At 66.5% G+C, this 18133-nt stretch carries 13 protein-coding genes and 2 tRNA genes; 1 reads left to right on the top strand and 14 read right to left on the bottom strand.

Translation table 11 applies throughout. The annotated features are described in order from the left end of the window. The first annotated feature begins 4 nt into the window (after nt 1-4). On the top strand, nt 5-556 hold the full coding sequence (locus tag CXZ05_RS08425) for a DUF1697 domain-containing protein (protein ID WP_102972142.1): 552 nt from the start codon (nt 5-7) through the stop codon (nt 554-556). A gap of 18 nt (nt 557-574) precedes the next feature. Here CXZ05_RS08425 and CXZ05_RS08420 read toward each other — a convergent pair whose 3' ends face one another. From CXZ05_RS08420 to serA, 14 genes are all read right to left on the bottom strand, one after another. Further along, nucleotides 575-2188, bottom strand: coding sequence for a GTPase (locus tag CXZ05_RS08420; protein ID WP_102972141.1), 1614 nt, complete (start codon nt 2186-2188; stop codon nt 575-577). Then, entirely contained in the window at nt 2185-3975 is a 1791-nt protein-coding gene (locus CXZ05_RS08415; RefSeq protein ID WP_374754636.1) for a dynamin family protein, read from the bottom strand. The genes CXZ05_RS08420 and CXZ05_RS08415 overlap by 4 nt, the downstream gene beginning before the upstream one ends. A 133-nt stretch (nt 3976-4108) precedes the next feature. After that, a tRNA-Glu gene (locus CXZ05_RS08410) sits at nt 4109-4181 on the bottom strand. A gap of 130 nt (nt 4182-4311) precedes the next feature. Further along, a tRNA-Gln gene (locus CXZ05_RS08405) sits at nt 4312-4383 on the bottom strand. Between the two features lie 162 nt (nt 4384-4545). Next, complete coding sequence (locus CXZ05_RS08400) at nt 4546-5298, bottom strand: HAD family hydrolase (protein WP_102972140.1); 753 nt, start codon at nt 5296-5298, stop codon at nt 4546-4548. Next, complete coding sequence (gene gltX / locus CXZ05_RS08395; protein ID WP_102972139.1) at nt 5298-6809, bottom strand: glutamate--tRNA ligase; 1512 nt, start codon at nt 6807-6809, stop codon at nt 5298-5300. The genes CXZ05_RS08400 and gltX overlap by 1 nt, the downstream gene beginning before the upstream one ends. Nucleotides 6810-6891: 82 nt before the next feature. Next, a complete protein-coding gene (locus tag CXZ05_RS08390) occupies nt 6892-7668 on the bottom strand; it encodes a fumarylacetoacetate hydrolase family protein (RefSeq protein ID WP_102972138.1) in 777 nt (258 codons plus the stop codon). 18 nt (nt 7669-7686) lie between these two features. Next, on the bottom strand, nt 7687-8484 hold the full coding sequence (locus CXZ05_RS08385; RefSeq protein WP_102972137.1) for an MBL fold metallo-hydrolase: 798 nt from the start codon (nt 8482-8484) through the stop codon (nt 7687-7689). A gap of 142 nt (nt 8485-8626) precedes the next feature. Continuing rightward, complete coding sequence (locus CXZ05_RS08380) at nt 8627-9739, bottom strand: branched-chain amino acid aminotransferase (protein WP_102972136.1); 1113 nt, start codon at nt 9737-9739, stop codon at nt 8627-8629. A 100-nt stretch (nt 9740-9839) separates the two neighbouring features. Then, on the bottom strand, nt 9840-10892 hold the full coding sequence (locus tag CXZ05_RS08375) for a 3-isopropylmalate dehydrogenase (RefSeq protein ID WP_102972135.1): 1053 nt from the start codon (nt 10890-10892) through the stop codon (nt 9840-9842). 168 nt (nt 10893-11060) lie between these two features. Then, nucleotides 11061-12620 (bottom strand): methionine--tRNA ligase, encoded by a 1560-nt coding sequence (gene metG / locus CXZ05_RS08370; protein ID WP_102972134.1) that lies wholly within the window; start codon nt 12618-12620, stop codon nt 11061-11063. 34 nt (nt 12621-12654) lie between these two features. After that, a complete protein-coding gene (locus tag CXZ05_RS08365) occupies nt 12655-13410 on the bottom strand; it encodes an ABC transporter ATP-binding protein (protein WP_102972133.1) in 756 nt (251 codons plus the stop codon). Further along, entirely contained in the window at nt 13407-16202 is a 2796-nt protein-coding gene (locus tag CXZ05_RS08360; protein ID WP_102972132.1) for an ABC transporter permease, read from the bottom strand. The genes CXZ05_RS08365 and CXZ05_RS08360 overlap by 4 nt, the downstream gene beginning before the upstream one ends. Before the next feature lie 232 nt (nt 16203-16434). Further along, nucleotides 16435-18024: a phosphoglycerate dehydrogenase gene (gene serA, locus CXZ05_RS08355; RefSeq protein ID WP_102972131.1), complete on the bottom strand. Its 1590-nt coding sequence runs from the start codon at nt 18022-18024 to the stop codon at nt 16435-16437. Between the last annotated feature and the right edge of the window lie 109 nt (nt 18025-18133).

Below are 18133 nucleotides of genomic sequence, written 5' to 3'. Positions count from 1 at the left end.
GCGCATGACCAGCTACGCAGTGTTCCTCCGCGGCATCAACGTGGGCGGCATCAACATCAAGATGGCCGACCTCAAGGAAGCCCTGAAGGCGGGACCGTTCACCGGAGTAAAGACGCTGCTGGCCAGCGGCAACGTGGTGCTGGCCAGCGATCTCGGCCCTGCCGCCGTCAAGAAGGAATTCGAGGCAACCCTGCGGAAGTCGTTCGGCTACGACGCCTGGGTAGTGGTCCTGACAGCGGACCGCGTATCCGAGCTCGTGTCCGCGTGCCGCTATCCCGCCGACGACAAAAGCACGCACACGTATCTCACCCTGGCCTCGGATACGGCTGCGCTGGATGAGCTGTTCGCCATGGGCAAAGCACTGGACGGCGCGAAGCAGGAGCGGCTGGGTCCCGAGGCCATGGCCTGGCTGGCGCCCGCCGGCGGTACGCTCGAAAGCCCGTTCAGCAAACTGTCGGCCAAGCCGAAATACAAGGCCTCCACCACCACCCGAAACCTCCGCACCATGATCAAGGTCCGGGACGCCGCCACAGCCCTGGAGACGGCAGCCGGCTGACCGGCCGGAGCACCAGGCTTAGCCGGCGGCGGTCCGCAGCGCCGCGTTGAACTCCTCCAGGCGACGGACCTCCGCCTCCACCGGTTCCACCACAAGCCTGCCCGCCACTTCTGCCACGGCAGCGTTGAGCCGCTTCCTGGCCCTCGCGCCGCGGCGCTTCGCCACGCTGGCAGAGATGAATTTGGCCGTCACGGCAAGGAGAATCCCCAGTGCAGCGCCGCCGGCAATCAGTAGGGTGGGGACCGGCCATCCTTCCACCCGGGGCACCTGCGGCACGGGCAGTTGCAGGTAGCCGAGCCCGGCCAGCACACCAAGCCACCCCAGTCCGGCCACGGCCGCGAGCAGCGCCAGCCATTGCACCACGTTGAACGCACCCCACCACCAGGACTTCCGGCCGGCAGCGAGGTCAGCCCCGGCGATGGCCTGGTCAAGAGCGTCCGGCAGCCGGTCCCTCCCCCTCCGGGCCGCGGCGCGGATGGATGCCTGCCAGGGCCCGGGGGCACCGTCACTGGCAGCGTCTGCAAACTGGCGGACCGCAGCATCGCTCCGGGCACGCTCCGGGGCACCCGCCGGCGGCAGCGACGTCCGGTTCACCTCGGCGCTGGCAGTGCGTCGCAGGTTGAGCCGGCGGAGCGGATCAGGTCTGAAGCGGACCAGCCACCGCGTCACCGGCCAGCCGGTGCGCCGGGTGGACTCGATCCGGTAGGACGCGGACACCGCATCGGCCACCAAGGGCACGTTGGCCGCCGTCGCCAGTTCATTGGCGAGCCGCGCTACGGTCCCGCCCTTCACGCCAGCGGCTTCCCCGCGGCCCGAAACTTCCTCCAGCTGCGCCGCCGCCTTGGTCACGTCCGCGGACAGCCGCAGCGACAGCGCCTCCCGCTGCGAAACCACGCGGTGGATAGCAGCCCGGACACCGTCCACTCCCGCTCCCGTCAGCGCGGACGCCGCAAGGACCTGTACCTTGCCCAGTCCCTCGCGGGCCAGGATCCCCCGAAGCGACTCCAGCACGGGCTCCACATCCGCTGCCGGAAGCCTGTCCACCTGGTTGAGCACCACCAGCGTGACGGCCTCGTGCGACGCCAGCGGTGCCAGGAAGCCGTTATGGACGGCGGCGTCCGCATACTTTTGCGGGTCCAGCACCCAGACGAGGACGTCCACCATCCCCACCAGCCGCTGCACGATCTCCCGGTTAGCGGTGCGTGTTGAGTCGAAGTCAGGCAAATCCAGCAGGATCAGCCCGGTGTCGTCGTCGGCAAACCCGTCCACGGGGTCTGCGAGGTGACGGGAGCGGACATCCAGCCAGTCCAGCAGCGGCTCACTGCCGTCGGCTCCCCACACACTCGCCAAGGGTTCGGATGTGGTGGGCCGGCGCGCCGCCGCCGTCGCGATTTCGGCGCCGTTCACGGCGTTGAACAGGGTGGATTTTCCGCTTCCGGTCGCCCCGAAGAAGCCCACCACCGTATGGTCGGCAGAGAGCGCCCGCCGCGACCGGGCACGTTCCAGGACCCCGAGCACGTCCTCGAGGGCGGCGTCGGGAAGCACGCCCTCGGCCAGCTCACGGGCCCTGCCCAAAGCATCGAGGCGCCCTTGCAGCCGCACCTCTTCCTTTGCCCTCCCTCGGCGGTTCACGTGGCGTCCGCCAGTCGCGTGAGCGCCTGCGCATGCTGGGCGAGCCCGACGGCGGCCTGCCCGGTGTCCGGGGCCAGCCGGTTCAGGAAGCGCTCCTGCTCGGCCGCCAGCAGGCCTCGGCACCTGCTGGCCAAATCGTCACGGGCGGTACGGGCGAGCCGGCGCACAGCGTCCTCGCCAAAGACGGCTTCGAGCAGTTTCTGGCCCACGACGGCGGTTCCTCCGGCGACGCCGATCTCCAGGCCGGTCAACCCCGCGGTCATGGAGAAAACCACAATCATCAGTGCTGCGCCGAGGCCGTTGATGCCGAAGGAGAGCCACCGTGCCTGGGTCCGCTTGTCCTGCCCTTCGGTCCTGATCAGTTCCATGAGGCCAGCCTGCCAGTCGCGTATCTCAGCCGCCACGAGGTCCCCAAAGCCAGGGCTCGTTCCCGAGAGGTCGTCGGTGCCCAGGAGTTGCCGGCCTGCCGGATCCGAGCGCCAGCGCTGGTCAGCGTCCTCCGCCGCCTTGGCGGCCTCATCCAGAATGACGGCCTGGAGCCCCGTTTCAATGGCGGTTTCCACTTTCACTGCGGGCGCGGGCTCGCCCCGAAAGAATGCCCCAACCCGGTCGCGGAACCGCCCCACGTTCTGCTCCAGGCTGCGGAAGAACTCACCCGTTCCCACAAAATCCTGCCAGCGGGCCAGGACCTCGCCGCGCAGGAGCGCCCCGTCCTTGGTGGCGTCGATGATCCGGGTGCCTGCGTCCTGATACGCGGCCCGTACGTCGCCGCCCAGCACGGTGGCCGCGCGGCCCTGTTCCCTGGCGGCGTCGGCGATGCGGCCCACGCGTTGGCCAAGCTCCCGTACAGCGCCGTGCAGCGTCCGCCGTGCGATGTCAGTGCGGGCTGCGGCGTCGTCGGCAAGGCCGCGGAGCCAGGCTTTCAGGGGTTGCACGGTTTCCGCCGGAAGCATGCCGGAGCTGCCGAGGGCGACTTCCGGGATGACAAACAGGCGGGCGGCACCAAGGCCTTCCCGGGCCAGCATGCTTCGCAGGTCCTCGCTCACTTCGGCTTCCGCCGCCGGCGGCACGCGGTCGAGGACCACCGCCACCATGATGTCCCTCGATGCCGCGTTCAGCAGAAGCTTCCAGGGTACGGCGTCAGCGTAGCGGTTGGCGGTGGTCACAAAGATCCAAAGGTCCGCTGCCGCCAGCAGCTGCCCGGCGAGCCTGCGGTTCTCGTCGGAGATGGAATCCACGTCCGGAGCGTCAAGCAGTGCGATGCCCTCGGGCACGGCATGCTCGCCCACGAGGACCAGTGACGAGACGGGCGCGGTGTCCGTTGACGTTCCGGGTGGACCGCCGGGCGCAGGCGTGACCCCGGCCGGAACGACGGTTCCGCGGATCCGGCTGAGGCCCGGCAGTACCCGCTGGTCCTCGAACCACTCAGCTTCCGAGGGATGGTGCAGGAGGATCGGCTGGCGGGTGGTGGGCCGGATGGCGCCGGCACGTGTGACCGGGTGGCCGACGAGCGCGTTCACGAGCGTCGATTTGCCGGCACCCGTTGAGCCGCCGACGACGGCCAGCAGCGGAGCGTCAAGGCTGCGGTAGCGAGGCAGGATGTAGTCATCGAGCTGGGCCACTGAGTTCCGGATCTCCAGCCGTGCCTGTTCGGCCGTCGGCAGGGCCAGTGGCAACGAGACGGCTGCCAGATCGCGGCGGACGTCCTCCAGGAGGCGAACGCCGGCTGGCTGCGTTTCCAGGTCCTGGCCCTGGCCCTGGGTTGGCGGGATCCGGTCGGAGGTCACAGCCTCATCATGCCAGTTCAGCCCGGGTTTAGGTCGGACCCGCGCATAGCGGCCGCTGAACACTCCGCGGGCCCAGGAAATTTTCCGGCAAAACAAAGCCGGCCCCGGGCTGTTGCCCGGAGCCGGTTACTTGTGACCCCAGCGGGATTCGAACCCGCGTTACCGCCGTGAGAGGGCGGCGTACTAGGCCGCTATACGATGGGGCCGTGTACTTTTCAATCAGCGTTTCCGCCAATCAAGCCAAGTTAGTTTTACACATATTTGGCTTTGTTCCAAATCGATGATTTTCGATTCGCAACACCTGAATAACTGCGGAAAATCCGAAGAAATTCAGAGCTGGGATACCAGGACTCGAACCTAGAATGACGGTACCAGAAACCGTAGTGTTGCCAATTACACCATATCCCATTGGCACTTTCGGGCCGGTCGAAAGTCTCTGTCTTTCGCTCCGTGCCCCTCAGCACGAGTAATTACTCTACCCGAGACTTTTGCGCCGCACAAATCGGCGGGCCGTTACCTGCGCCACACTTTCAGAAGGCCGCGCCGGGCGCAGGCAACGGACCCGGCCGACTAGCTCGAACCGGCTGGCAGCGCCAGCAGTTCCAACAGCGAGGCAATCTCCTGCCCCTGGAAACCCGGGGCCTGCTCCCCGCTGCGGTTCAGCCAGATGCCCAACAGTCCTGCCGCCGTCGAGCCCTCGGCGTCCAGGAGCCGGTTGTCCCCGATGTACAGCGTGGTGGCAGGGGTACTGCCGATCAGCCGGACGCCCTCGAGGTAGATGGCAGGGTCCGGCTTGGGGACGCCGACGGTGTCGGTGCCCACGAGGAACCGGATGCGTTCCAGGCCGGCACTGTCCAGCTTCACCCGCTGGTAGTCGTGCACATTGTTGCTCACGGCCCCGTACGGGATGCCGGCCTGGTCCAGGGCGTCGAGGAACGGCAGGACGTCCTCGTAGGCCCGAACGTAGCTGGGCTGCAGCCGCGAGTAGGTGCTGAGCCAGTTGTGTGACTCCTCCCCCTCGCCCATTTCGACGCCGAAGTGGCCCAGTGCTGCGCGGCCCCTGAGCAGTCGCTGCTCGTTGAAGGTCAGCTCGCCGGCGAGGTAGCGGTCGTAGTAGTGGGTTGTCTCGTGTGTGAAGATCCGCCCCACCTTCTCCCACCCGGCCTGGTCCAGGCCGGGAAGGAGATGTTCGCTGGCGTCCCGCAGCGCCGTGGTCATGGCGTAGGCAAGGTCCACGAGGGTGTCGTCAATGTCGAACAGGACACCGCTGACCGCCCCGAGGCTGCGGGACAGGACGGTGCTTTCCACTGCGGGGTGTGACATCAGCCGCGGAAAGCCCGCAGGCGGGCCAGAGACGATTCCTTGCCCAGGATGACCATGGACTCGAACAGCGGCGGCGAGATCCGGCGGCCGGAGATCGCGGTGCGTACGGGACCGAACGCAAGCCGGGGCTTGATCCCCAGATCCTCAACCAGCGCCTGCTTCAGCGCGGACTGGATGTTTTCAGCAGTCCAGTCGCCGACCGGCTCGAGCGCGGCCAGCGCCGCATCCAGAACCTCGGTGACGTTCTCCGGCAGTCCCTTGCGGGCATCGTCCGCAACGTCGATCTCGTCGTCGGCCTTGAACAGGAACGCCAGCATCTCCGGGGCTTCGCCGAGGAGGGTGATCCGCTCCTGGACCAGCGGTGCCGCTTCCGTCAGGATCTCCTCCTGGCGGTCCGTGAGGATCTCCCCCACCAGACCCTCGTGCCGGAGGTACGGGACCAGCCGCTCGCGGAAGACTGCAGGGTCCAGCAGCCGGACGTGTGTTCCGTTGATCGCTTCGGCCTTCTTGAGGTCGAACCGGGCCGGGTTGGCCAGGACATCGTGGATGTCGAAGTTCTTCACCAGCTGTTCCACCGTGAAGATGTCCTCGTCGGCGCTCAGGGACCAGCCGAGCAGGGAAAGGTAGTTCAGCAGCCCCTCGGGGATGAAGCCGCGCTCCCGGTGCAGGAACAGGCTCGACTCGGGGTCGCGCTTGGAAAGCTTCTTGTTGCCCTGGCCCATGACGTACGGCAGGTGCCCGAACTCGGGCATGTATTCCGCGACGCCCACCGCATAGAGCGCGCGGTAGAGGGCGATCTGCCGCGGCGTGGAGCTCAGCAGGTCCTCGCCGCGGAGAACGTGGGTGATTCCCATGAGCGCGTCGTCCACCGGGTTGACCAGCGTATAAAGCGGTGCGCCGTTGGCACGCACCACGGCGAAGTCCGGGACGGAGCCGGCCTTGAACGTGATCTCGCCACGGACCAGGTCGGTGAACGTGATGTCCTCGTCCGGCATCCGCAGGCGCAGCACGGCTTCCCGGCCCTCGGCCTTGAACGCCGCGACCTGTTCGTCGCTGAGGTCACGGTCAAAGCCGTCGTAGCCCAGCTTCGGGTCCTGGCCGGCGGCGCGGTGGCGCGCTTCGATCTCATCCGGCGTCGAGTAGGACTCGTAGATGTGGCCGCCTGCCCTGAGCTTGGCGATGACGTCCTGGTACAGCTCGCTCCGCTGCGACTGGCGGTACGGCGTGTGGGGCCCGCCCACCTCGACGCCCTCGTCCCAGTCGATGCCGAGCCATTTCAGGGCATCCAGCAGCTGGTGGTAGCTTTCCTCGCTGTCGCGTGCCGAGTCCGTGTCCTCGATGCGGAAGATCATCTTGCCGCCGGTGTGGCGGGCGTAGGCCCAGTTGAAGAGCGCCGTGCGGATCAGCCCGACGTGCGGGGTGCCCGTGGGTGACGGGCAGAAGCGGACGCGGACGGGCGTTTCGGCGGTGACGGCAGGAATGGCAGCAGGAGCGGCGGAGGGGGTAGTCATAGTGATACCAACTTTACCAACCGGCCACCCCTGCCCCTGCCCCGTTGGCGGACCCGTGCTGACTGGGCTGCCGCGTCCGCTGCTAGCGGCGGACTATGGGGTTGGACAGGCGGCCGATGCCCTCGATCTCCACTTCGTACCGGTCGCCGGCCTGGACGAGGCCCACGCCTGCCGGGGTGCCGGTCATGATGACGTCCCCGGGCAGCAGGGTGAACGCGCTGGAGACGATGGAGACCAGCTCGCGGACGCCGCGGATCATCTGGGTGGTGCTGCCGTCCTGGCGAAGTTCGCCGTTGAGCCGGCCCTTGATGGACAGGTCCTCGGGATCGAGTTCGGTTTCGATCCACGGTCCCAGCGGCGCGGAAGTATCGAAGCCCTTGGCGCGCGCCCACTGCAGGTCTGTCTTTTGGACGTCGCGGGCGGTGAGGTCGTTGCCGCAGGTGTATCCGAAGATCACGTCGTCGGCACGCTCTTCGGGCACGTCCTTGCAGATGCGGCCGATGACCACGCACAGCTCCGCCTCGAAGGAGACCTCATCGGAGAACTCCGGCAGAACAACAGGATCGTTCGGGCCCACCACGGAGGTGTTGGGCTTCAGGAACAGCAGCGGCTGCTGGGGCACCTCATTGCCGAGCTCGTGGGCGTGCTCTACAAAGTTTCGCCCCACGCCGATCACCTTGCTGCGCGGAATGATCGGCGCCAGCAGGCGGACGTCCTCCAGCTTGTGCCGCACGGAGGTGCGTTCCACGCCGTTGAAGAACGGATCGCCGTTGATGACAGTGATTTCCTCACTGCCGGGCTGGCCTTCAACAACGCCGTAAAGGGGATCAGAATCGACTACAAACCGGGCAATACGCATGGCCCCAAGCCTACAGTCTCAGTCCCTCTCCCTCAGGAGGCGCAGGTATTCCAGTTGTGCCGCCACGGAATTCTCGGCGGCACGCCGGACGGCAGGATCGACGTCGGCATAAACAACGCTGGTGACCTCAGCTACGGCGGCGTCCGGGCCGAGGCTGGCGAGGGCTGTCCGGATCTGGGCCAGCCGGTCCAGCCGGTGGTCCCGGTAGGCGCGGACCACCGCGTCGAGCGCCGGCAGGACGGGGCCGTGGGCCGGCAGGACTGTGGCAGGCCCCAGCCGCTCCAGCCGGTCGAGGGAGGCGAGGTAGTCGGCCAGCGTGCCGTCCGGATAGTCAAGCACGGTTGTTCCCCGGCCCAGGATGGTGTCGCCGGTCAGCACCGAGCCGGCGGGTCCGTCGAGGGGCAGATGGAAGCAGACGGAGTCGGAGGTGTGCCCGGGGGTGGAAACCACGCGGATCTCGGTGCCGCCGGCGGCCACGGTCTCCCCCGGCTGCAGCACCGATCCCCCGTGGCAATGCTCGGGAGCGGCGGCCCGTACGGGGGCGCCCGTGATTTCGGCGAGGCGGGCCGAGCCTGCGGTGTGGTCTGCGTGCCGGTGCGTGATCAGGATCAGCTCCACGGGTCCGGCAGCTGTCAGCGCCTGAAGGTGCGCCTCGTCAAACGGACCCGGATCAACCACCACCACCGCCCCGTGGCCAGGCTCCCCGACGATGTAGGAGTTGGTCCCCTCCAGGCTCATCGGTCCCGGGTTGGGCGCGAGGCGGAAACGCGTCAGCGGGCTGCTGTCGGTAAAGGCGCTAGTGATGTGCTGGTTCACGGGTTCATTCTGTCATCCCGGAACAAGCGACCAACGGGAGCAGACCTGCAGAGGAACGACGGCGGGCGGCCGGTGGGCTGCCGAAACAGCCCAGCCGGCCACCCGCCGTCGTTCGCTTCTTTTGTTATATGGCCGGAACGGCTCAGGCGAGCCGGGTCAGCCAGCCGTGAGTGTCCTCCACGGTGCCGGTCTGGATGCCCAGCAGCTGCGTCCGGATGGCCATGGTGGTCTCGCCGGCCTTTGCGTCCTCCGAGCCAATGAATTCCGTAGCGTCCTTCAGGACACCGATGGGCGTGATGACCGCGGCGGTGCCGCAGGCGAAGACCTCGGCGATGTCACCGGAGGCAACGCCGTCGCGCCACTCATCCAGGGTGATCTTCCGCTCGGTCACCTCACGGCCCATGTCCTTGGCGACCTGCATGATCGAGGAGCGGGTCACGCCCTCGAGGATGGTGCCGCTCAGCGCGGGCGTCACCAGCGAGCCGTCCTTCATGACGAAGAAGACGTTCATTCCACCGAGTTCCTCAACCGCATTGTCGTTGAACTGGTCCAGGAACAGCACCTGCTTGCAGCCGTTCGCCTCGGCCTCCTGCTGCGCGATGAGGGAGGCGGCGTAGTTGCCGCCGCACTTTGCAGCACCCGTACCGCCCCGGCCTGCCCGGGCGTACTCGCGGGAAATCCAGATCGAAATAGGCTTGAGCTCGCCGCCGAAGTAGTTTCCGGCAGGCGAGGCAATGACGCGGAACGACACCTCACGCGCTGCCCGCACGCCCAGGAATGCCTCGGTGGCGATCATGAACGGTCGCAGGTACAGGGCCTCTCCGTCGCCGGCGGGAACCCATTCCTTGTCCGCCGCCACGAGTTCGCGGATGGCGCCGAGGAAGTATTCGGCCGGTATCTCCGGAAGCGCCAGCCGGCGGGCGGACTTGTTCATCCGCGCAGCGTTGGCCTCAGGCCGGAAGCTCCAGATGGAGCCGTCCGCGTGACGGTACGCCTTCAGTCCCTCGAAGATTTCCTGCCCGTAGTGCAGCACAGCGGCCGACGGGTCCAGCATGATCGGCCCGTAGGCCTCGATCCGCGCATCATGCCATCCGCCCTGGCCGCTGGCGTCGACCGTGTAGTCAACAACCGCAGTGTGGTCGGTGAAGTGGTCGCCAAAGCCTGGGTTCGCCAGGATGGCTGCACGCTCCTCAGCAGACTTCGGGGTTGCCGAGGGCTGCTGGGTGAATTCGACGCCATGGGCAGTCTGAGTCATGGTTCCTCCGCGGTCGGCTGCCTGGCATCTGAACGTGGTTCAGCATCGGACCACGGCAGCGATTGGTAATTCAGGTCAAGCTTACGCCTGCTGGCGGAGGCTAAACGGCCGCCGCAATGGCGTCGCCAATGGCGCTTGTGCTGCGCACTTCGCCGTTGCGGCCTTCGACGTCGGCCACCACCGCGGACTCGATCTTCCGGGCCGCGTCGGGGTAGCCCAAGTGGTCCAGGAGGAGGGCAGCGGACAGGATTGCCGCGGTGGGGTCCGCCTTCTGCTGGCCGGCAATGTCGGGCGCTGAACCGTGGACCGGTTCGAACATGGACGGCGCCGTGCGGTCCATGTTGATGTTGCCCGAGGCCGCCAGACCGATTCCGCCGGTAACGGCGGCAGCAAGGTCGGTGATGATGTCGCCGAAGAGGTTGTCGGTGACGATGACGTCGAAGCGGGCGGGATCAGTGACCATGAAGATGGTCGCGGCATCGATGTGCAGGTAGTCGTGGGTGACCTCGGGGAATTCCTTGGCCACGGCCTCGACGGTGCGCTTCCACAGGTGGCCGGCAAAGACCAGCACGTTGTGCTTGTGGACCAGCGTCAGTTTTTTGCGCGGGCGCTCATTGGCACGCCGGAACGCATCGCGGACCACGCGCTCCACGCCGTGGGCAGTGTTCAGCGAAACCTCAGTGGCCACCTCGTGGGGCGTGCCGCCGCGCAGGGTGCCGCCGTTGCCCACGTAAGGACCTTCGGTGCCTTCACGGACGACGATGAAATCGATGTTGCCCGGTTCAGCCAGTGGGCTGCCCACGGTGCCGTAGAGCCGTGAGGGGCGCAGGTTCACGTAGTGGTCAAGGCTGAAGCGCAGCTTGAGGAGCAGTTCGCGTTCGATCAGTCCGGACGGGATGCGGGTGTCCCCCGGCGCTGCACCGATGGCACCGAAGAGGATGGCGTCGCGCGTCTTCAGGTCCTCGAGGACAACCTCCGGAAGGGTCTCGCCGGTCTCAAGCCAGTGCTGGGCACCGAGCTTGTAGTGGGTCTGGTCAAGGGTGACGCCCTCGGCGGCCACGACCTTTTCGAGAACCTTCAGGGCTTCGGCGATGACCTCCGGGCCAATGCCGTCGCCCGGGATGACAGCGAGATTGATGGTAGATGCGCTCATATTTTCAGGGTAGCCAAGCTATCCACATTCTGGTCAAGCCGTCTCATTATTCGGTCGCCCGGTCCGACGCTTCCTCACCTTTTGCCGCCCAAACGCACACGCTTCCTCACTTTCCTAAAGAAAGTGAGGAAGCGTTTGGGGAAAAGCTGCGGGACGTGAGGAAGCGTCCTAAGCGTCCGCGGGTTCCTCGTACTTCGGGAACACCGGCGCGGGGGCAGGCAGATCGGTGCCCGCGACGATCGGAGTCGAGATTGCAGAGAACTCCCTGGCCGCCCCTTCCGGCTGGCCGAGATACCCGAGCAGGGCGGCAGTGGCAGTGGGCATGACCGGCTGGGCAAGTATCGAGACGATGCGCAGCACCTCGAGGGTCACATACAGCACCGTCTGCATGCGTTCGACGTCGGTCTTCCGCAGCACCCAGGGTGCCTGCTCGGCGAAGTACGCGTTGGTGTCCCCCAGTACCGTCCAGATCGCTTCGAGGGCACGGCTGAACTCCTGCTTTTCGAAGGCCGCACGTGCCTGCTCCAGCAGCGCGTTCGCCTGGCCCAGGATGGCAGTGTCCGCGTCGGTGAACGTTCCCGGCACGGGTACCCGGCCCTCACAGTTCTTGGCCACCATGGACAGTGAGCGCTGCGCCAGGTTTCCAAAGTTGTTCGCCAGGTCCGAGTTCATGCGGCCGACGATGGCCTCGTGGTTGTAGCTGCCGTCCGCACCGAAGGGTACCTCGCGGAGGAAGAAGAACCGGACCTGGTCCAGGCCGTACTGGGCCACGAAGTCCGCCGGGGCAACGACGTTGCCCAGGGACTTGGACATCTTGACGCCGTTGTTGTGCAGGAACCCGTGGATCATGACCCGCTTGGGCAGCTCGAGGCCCGCGCTCATGAGGAAGGCCGGCCAGTAGATGGCGTGGAAGCGCGAGATGTCCTTGCCGATGATGTGGACATCGGCCGGCCAGTACCGCTTGAACGACTCCGATTCGACGTCCGGGTAGCCTGCGCCGGTGAGGTAGTTGGTCAGGGCGTCCACCCACACGTACATGACATGCTTTTCATCGCCCGGGACCGGCACGCCCCAGTCGAAGGTGGTGCGGCTGATCGACAGGTCCTCGAGGCCGCGCTTGACGAAGCTGATGACCTCGTTGAACCGGGACTGCGGCGCGCCGAACTCCGGCTGCGCCTCGTACAGGGCCAGCAGCTTGTCCTGGTAGGCGGACAGCCGGAAGAAGTAGCTTTCCTCGGCGGTCCATGTCACCGGGGTATCGGTCTCCTTGGTGTACCGGGCGCCGTCCTCCTTCACTACGGTGTCGTCTTCACCGTAGTACGCCTCGTCCCGCACGGAGTACCAGCCCTCATACTTGGACAGGTAGATGTCCCCGTTGGCTTCCATCTTCTTCCAGATGGCCTGCGAGGCGGTGTAGTGGTCCGCGTCCGTGGTGCGGATGAACCGGTCGTAGCTGATGCCGAGGGCGGCGTGCGCGGCCTTGTAGATTTCCGCGTTCCGGTCCACCAGTTCCTTGGGCGAGACGCCTTCCTTCTCCGCGGTCTGCGCGATCTTCAGCCCGTGCTCGTCGGTGCCCGTCAGGAACTTCACGTCATAGCCGTCGAGCCGCTTGAACCGGGCCATCGCATCCGTGGCGATGTACTCGTAGGCGTGGCCGATGTGCGGCACGCCGTTCGGGTAGGTGATGGCCGTAGTGATGTAGAAGGGGCTCTTGTCTGAGGAAGTCACGGGCGGAACGTTACCTTTATGCGGAGGGATGGATCTAGATCAGTTCGGTCAGCGTATCGCTGAGCCGGACCAGTTCGTGGTCATGTGACGCCACGAGGACTGCAATGCCGTCAGAGGTTGTGTCCTTGAGGATGCTGATGATGCGGTTGGCGGAGGCCCGGTCCAGGCTCGCCGTGGGCTCGTCCACCACCAGTACACGGGTGCCCAGGATCAGGGCGCGGGCGATGGCGACGCGCTGGCGTTCACCGCCGGAGAGCTGCTCGGGACGGTGCCGCATGCGGCGGCCGAGGCCCACGAGGTCCAGCAGGTCCTTGGCCATCTCACGCCGCTGCTCCACCTCGCCGTCCGGAACCGCCGGGAGTAGCACGTTTTCAAGCGCACTCATGCCGTCGATCAGGGCACCGCCCTGATCGACATAGCCGATCAGCGCACGCCGGCGGTCGGCGATCTCGTCGTCGCTCATGGTTTCGAGCGAATCGCCCTCCCACAGCACCCGGCCCGACGTCGGCAGGGTCAGGCCCGCTCCGACGGTCAGGATGCTGGTCTTGCCCGAGCCGCTTCGGCCCGCCACGCAGTGCATCTCCCCCGCGTTCAGGGTGAGGTCAAAGCCCTCCACGACGCTGACGGCGTCGGAGCCGTTCTTGCCCCCGCCATAGCGGATGGTGATGTTGCTCAGCTCCAGCGGGGTGGCGTGGTCGGCTTCCTTGATGATGGTGTTGGCCCGGGTCTGGACCGGGGTTACAGCCTCATTGTTCCCGCGCAGGCGGCGAAGGTTCAGGTCGTTAGTCATTTGACCACTTTCGTTGCAATCGGAATCCAGCAGAGAACAGCCACGAGCCCGGCCACGGCGGCCCACAGCGCGGCGTAGGGGGCAAGAACAAGGCCGATGCCCAGGGCGCCGAGGATACCCAGCGGGACGGCAACCGCGCCCACGAGGGCGTTTTCGAAGAAGCGGACCTGGCCCAGCATGTCGGGGTTCCAGCCCATCGCCTGCAGTGTGCCGAGGTACCGTCGCTTGGCCTTCAGCTCGAAGCGCCCGGTGACCAGTGTGAGCAGGAGCCCCACCGCCACGCCGGACAGGCCAAGGATGATGCTCGGCAGGGCCACGCTGGCGGCGGCCAGGCCGCTGAGCGCACTGGCGCCGGCGGCACGCGGAATGTCGATCAGCAGGGCGATCAGGCCGCCGACTGCCGAGCCGAACACGCCAACGGCAACAGCCAGCGAGATGGCGTTGAAGCGGTGCGTGCCCAACTGCCGGTTCGCGAAGGTCAGCGGCGAGTCGACGGCAATGAGCTTTTCGTCGTGCTGCGGTTCCTGGTTCACTTCCTCGCGGTGGCGCAGTTGCTGGGCGGCGAAGAAGGCCGCGCCGAGGTAGAGGGCCAGCACGGACGCCGAGACAATGACGGTGGCAATGTTCCAGCTCAGGAGGCTGAGCACGATGCCTGCGACGGCCAGCAGCCCGGCGCCGACAGCAAACTCCTCCAGCACCCAGGACCGGATGCGGCGCTGGGTCCAGCCCATGGCGCGCAGCGTGCCGGCCTCGCTGCGGCGCAGCCGCACGTAGCTGACAGTCGAGGCACCGGTAAGCAGCGCGGCACCGCAGAGGGTGAGGAACAGCAGCGTCAGGTTTGTCGCCGTCAGCGAGCCGGCCACGGCGTCGGCCGCGTTCTGCCTGACCCACGACTGCTGGACAGTTCCAAGGGCGGACTCCTTGCCGGCGTCGTCCTTGGAGTAGCCGGGAACGAAGATGTTGGCGTCCTCGCGGGCAGAACCGGCCACAACGGTGGCTTCAAGACCCATGTCCCGGATCTCGGTGGCGAGCTTGTCCACCTCAGGCTGGACCTGCTTCCAGCTGCCGGCGGCGCTGGCCCGCACGCGGACGGCGTCGATCACGGAGGCGTTCTTCTCGTAGCCGCGGGCAGCAGCCAGGCCGTAGTAGTCGGTGATGGCGCCGGCCGACTGGCTGACGAGTCCGGTGGCGCTCAGGGAGGGCTTGAGCGCAGTGTCCGCAACGTCCTTGCCCTGCGCATCCTTGCTCAGCGTCATGGGCGTGGGATCGTAGCCGCCGAGCGGAAGCCGGTTGACGTCCCCGGCCGCGTCCTGGACGGCGGCGGGATCGAAGGTGCCATAGACCATGGCGAGCGGGGTAGCCAGCTTCTTGCCCGTTTCCAGGTTCTCCCGGTAGGAGCGCTCGTCAACGGGATTGCGCTGGGTCTGGTCCACGGCCTCGCCGCTGGCGCTCTTCTCCGGCAGGCGGTTCACCGTGACCCACTCGCCCGGGGTAGCGGTCTTGTCTTCGGCACCGTTGCCCGCGGTGGAGCCGTCCGTGTACTTGGGGGCGGAGGCGAAGTTGGTGCTCCAGGTGGCGGGGCTGTAGAGGCCGCGGCTGAAGTTCGCCGAGTTGCCGAGCAGCTTGGAGTAGTCCGTGGACCCGGGCCAGGACAGCGCGAAGGGCGACTTGGAGACGAACGGCAGGTAGTCCTTGTCCAGGGAGCGCTCAGCGGTGCCGACTTCCTTGACCACGTTTCCGGAGTCGTCGATCTCCTCGATTTTCACGGAGTACTTCAGGTCAACCGAAGTGCCGGAGCGGACGATCAGCGGGATGGCCTGGGAATCCTCGGTGAGCTGCCCGTTGCGCTTGGCCTGCTGGTACTGGGTCATGATGGGAGCCCAGTACTTTAGCTTCACGCCAAGGAAGTCGGGGCCTTCCTCGAGTTCTTTCATGCCGATGCCCGTGGTGAAGAGGCTCTCAAGGTGCTGGCCGACCGCCTCGGCGCTGCGCGCGTCGGCCGGCGGTGCCTTCTCCAGCGGCGCCAGGAAGTCACCCGGGGTGCCCAGCAGGGCACGCTCGGAAACGGGGTCGACGGCGACCACGGACTCCGTGACCTCCGGCGCCATGGGCAGGGCAACAGTGAGGTTGAACAGGTTGTGCTCGGACCCGCCGGCCGGGGCAGGGAACTTGATCCCGGTCTCGCCTTCAGGACCGGCGATCTGGATGCTGTTGCCTCCCTCGACCTGCTGCTCCACGAGCTTGCCCTTGCCAAGGGCGCCCTCGGCAGTGGACTTGAAAAGGGTGTGCTGCGAGGATCCGTCGGAGCTCGTGGCGCTGGCCGTCAGGCGGTACTTCTTGGGCGTGTCGCTGAGCACGGACTGGGCTTCCGGCCATTTGCTGGGATCGGTGCCGCCGGGCTGCCCCGCGGTCGCGGTGCCGACGAGTCCGGCGTTGAAGCCCAGGTAGTCCATGGCCTCCAGTCGCGGCGTCTCGAGGTTCTGCGTCACGCGCGAGACCAGGCTGATGGGCGCGGCAACGGAAGTGCCGGACAGGTCCCGGATCTTCTGCAGCTGGTCGAAGCTGATGCCGCCCTGCCCCGTGGCAATCTCGGGCTGCATGAGCGTACCGTCCGAGCCCGCCTTGGCCTGGACCAGGATGTCGTAGAGCCCGCGCGAGTTCTGGTCCACGGTCCGGTTCAGCGCTGCCTGCGACTGGGTCTGGACGAGGACTGACAGGCACATGGCGAAGATCAGAATTGCAGCGGTCAGCAAAAGCACTTTGCTTCTGATGAACCTCTGGACGGCGTTCATTGGGCTCCCTGAAACCTGGATTGCGTGCGCACGCCACGATGACCGCAGAATGTGGGGGTGTCCCTTGCGGGCGTGCAAAAAGTATTGGCCGGCCTGCCGGCTGGATCGTTAAAATCGAACCTAGCCATTGTAAGCAGACCGGCCAATCATACTTGGCCGGAGTGGACTCCAGGGGACAAGGAGTTCACCCCGCGTTGGGGGACCTGGCCGTTGCCGGCCGGTGTTCGGCGGACTAGTCCTCGAGGTCCACTTCGCGCACCATCTCGGCGCCGATTCCGGCCTTGATGGCATCCAGCACCTGCTGCGGGACGGAGCTGTCGATGGTGAGCAGAGCCAGGACCTGGCCGCCCTCCGCGTTCCGTGCCACCTGCATGCCGCCGATGTTGATGTTGTTCATGCCCAGGATGTGGCCGATGGTGCCGATGACGCCAGGACGGTCGGCGTAGGAGACCACCACGAGGTGCTCGCTGATGGGGATCTCGACGTCGTAGCCGTTCACGCCGACGAGCTTCTGCACCTGCTTGGGTCCGGTCAGGGTGCCGGACACGGAGATCTGTGCACCGTCGCTCAGGGCCCCGCGGAGCGTCAGCACGTTGCGGTAGTCCTCGGCCTCAGGGTTGGTGATCAAGCGGACGTTGATGCCGCGCTGCTCAGCGATCACGGGGGCGTTGACGTAGGACACCTGCTCGGTGACGATGTCGGCGAAGATCCCCTTGAGGGCGGCGAGCTCCAGGACCTTGACGTCAAGCGCCGCGATTTCGCCGGAAACCTCGACGTCGATCTGGGTCACCGAGGCGTGGGTCAGCGCCGTGAAGATGCGGCCCAGCTTCTCGATCAGCGGGATGCCCGGGCGGACGTCGGGGGCGATCAGGCCGCCGGCAACGTTCACGGCGTCCGGAACCAGTTCCCCTGCGAGGGCGAGGCGGACGGACTTCGCGACGGAGACGCCGGCCTTTTCCTGTGCCTCGTCGGTTGACGCGCCCAGGTGCGGGGTGACCACAACATTGTCCAGTTTGAAGAAAGGGAGGTCGGTGCTGGGCTCCTGGACGAAGACGTCCACGGCCGCACCGGCAATCTGGCGGTCCTGCAGTGCCGTGTAGAGGGCTTCCTCGTCCACGAGGCCGCCGCGGGCCACGTTAATCACGTAGGCCGAGCTCTTCATTTTCTTGAAGGCCTCAGCGCCGAGCATGCCGACCGTTTCCGGCGTCTTGGGCATGTGGATGGTGATGAAGTCAGACTGCGCGAGCAGCTCGTCCAGGGTGACGAGCTTCACGCCGAGCTGGGCGGCGCGGGCAGAGGTGATGTAAGGGTCGAACGCGAGGATCTCGGTGTCGAAGCCCTGGAGGCGGGCGGCGACCAGGGCGCCGATGCGGCCCAGGCCGATGATGCCGATCTTCTTCTCGAACAGTTCGATGCCGGTGTACTTGGAGCGCTTCCACTCGCCGTCCTTCAGGGCGGCGCTGGCCTGCGGGATGTGTCGGGCCAGGCTCAGGATGTGGCCAACAGTCAGTTCCGCGGCGGAAACGATGTTCGACGTCGGGGCGTTGACCACCATGACACCGGCCTGGGTGGCAGCCTTGATGTCCACGTTGTCCAGGCCGACGCCGGCACGCGCGATGACCTTCAGGTTCTTCGCGGCAGCAATGGCCTCGGCGTCCACCTTCGTGGCGGAGCGGACCAGGATGGCGTCAACGTCCTCGATGGCAGAGAGCAGCTGGGAACGATCGGCGCCGTCGGTCTGGCGGATTTCAAAGTCCGGGCCAAGGGCCTCAATGGTGGCGGGCGAAAGTTCTTCGGCAAGCAATACTACGGGTTTTGACACAGCTGATCCTCTGCGTTGAAGTCCTGGGGGTACATAAAGTCTAGGCGTACGGAAAGGCCGGGCTCACATTGTTAAGTGTGAACCCGGCCTCACTGTCATGCTTTGAAGG

The sequence above is a fragment of the Arthrobacter sp. AFG20 genome (assembly GCF_002892795.1).
GTDB lineage: Bacteria > Actinomycetota > Actinomycetes > Actinomycetales > Micrococcaceae > Arthrobacter.
The sequence above is the reverse complement of the archived record's forward strand: the minus strand, read 5'-3'. Positions and strand labels throughout refer to the sequence as shown.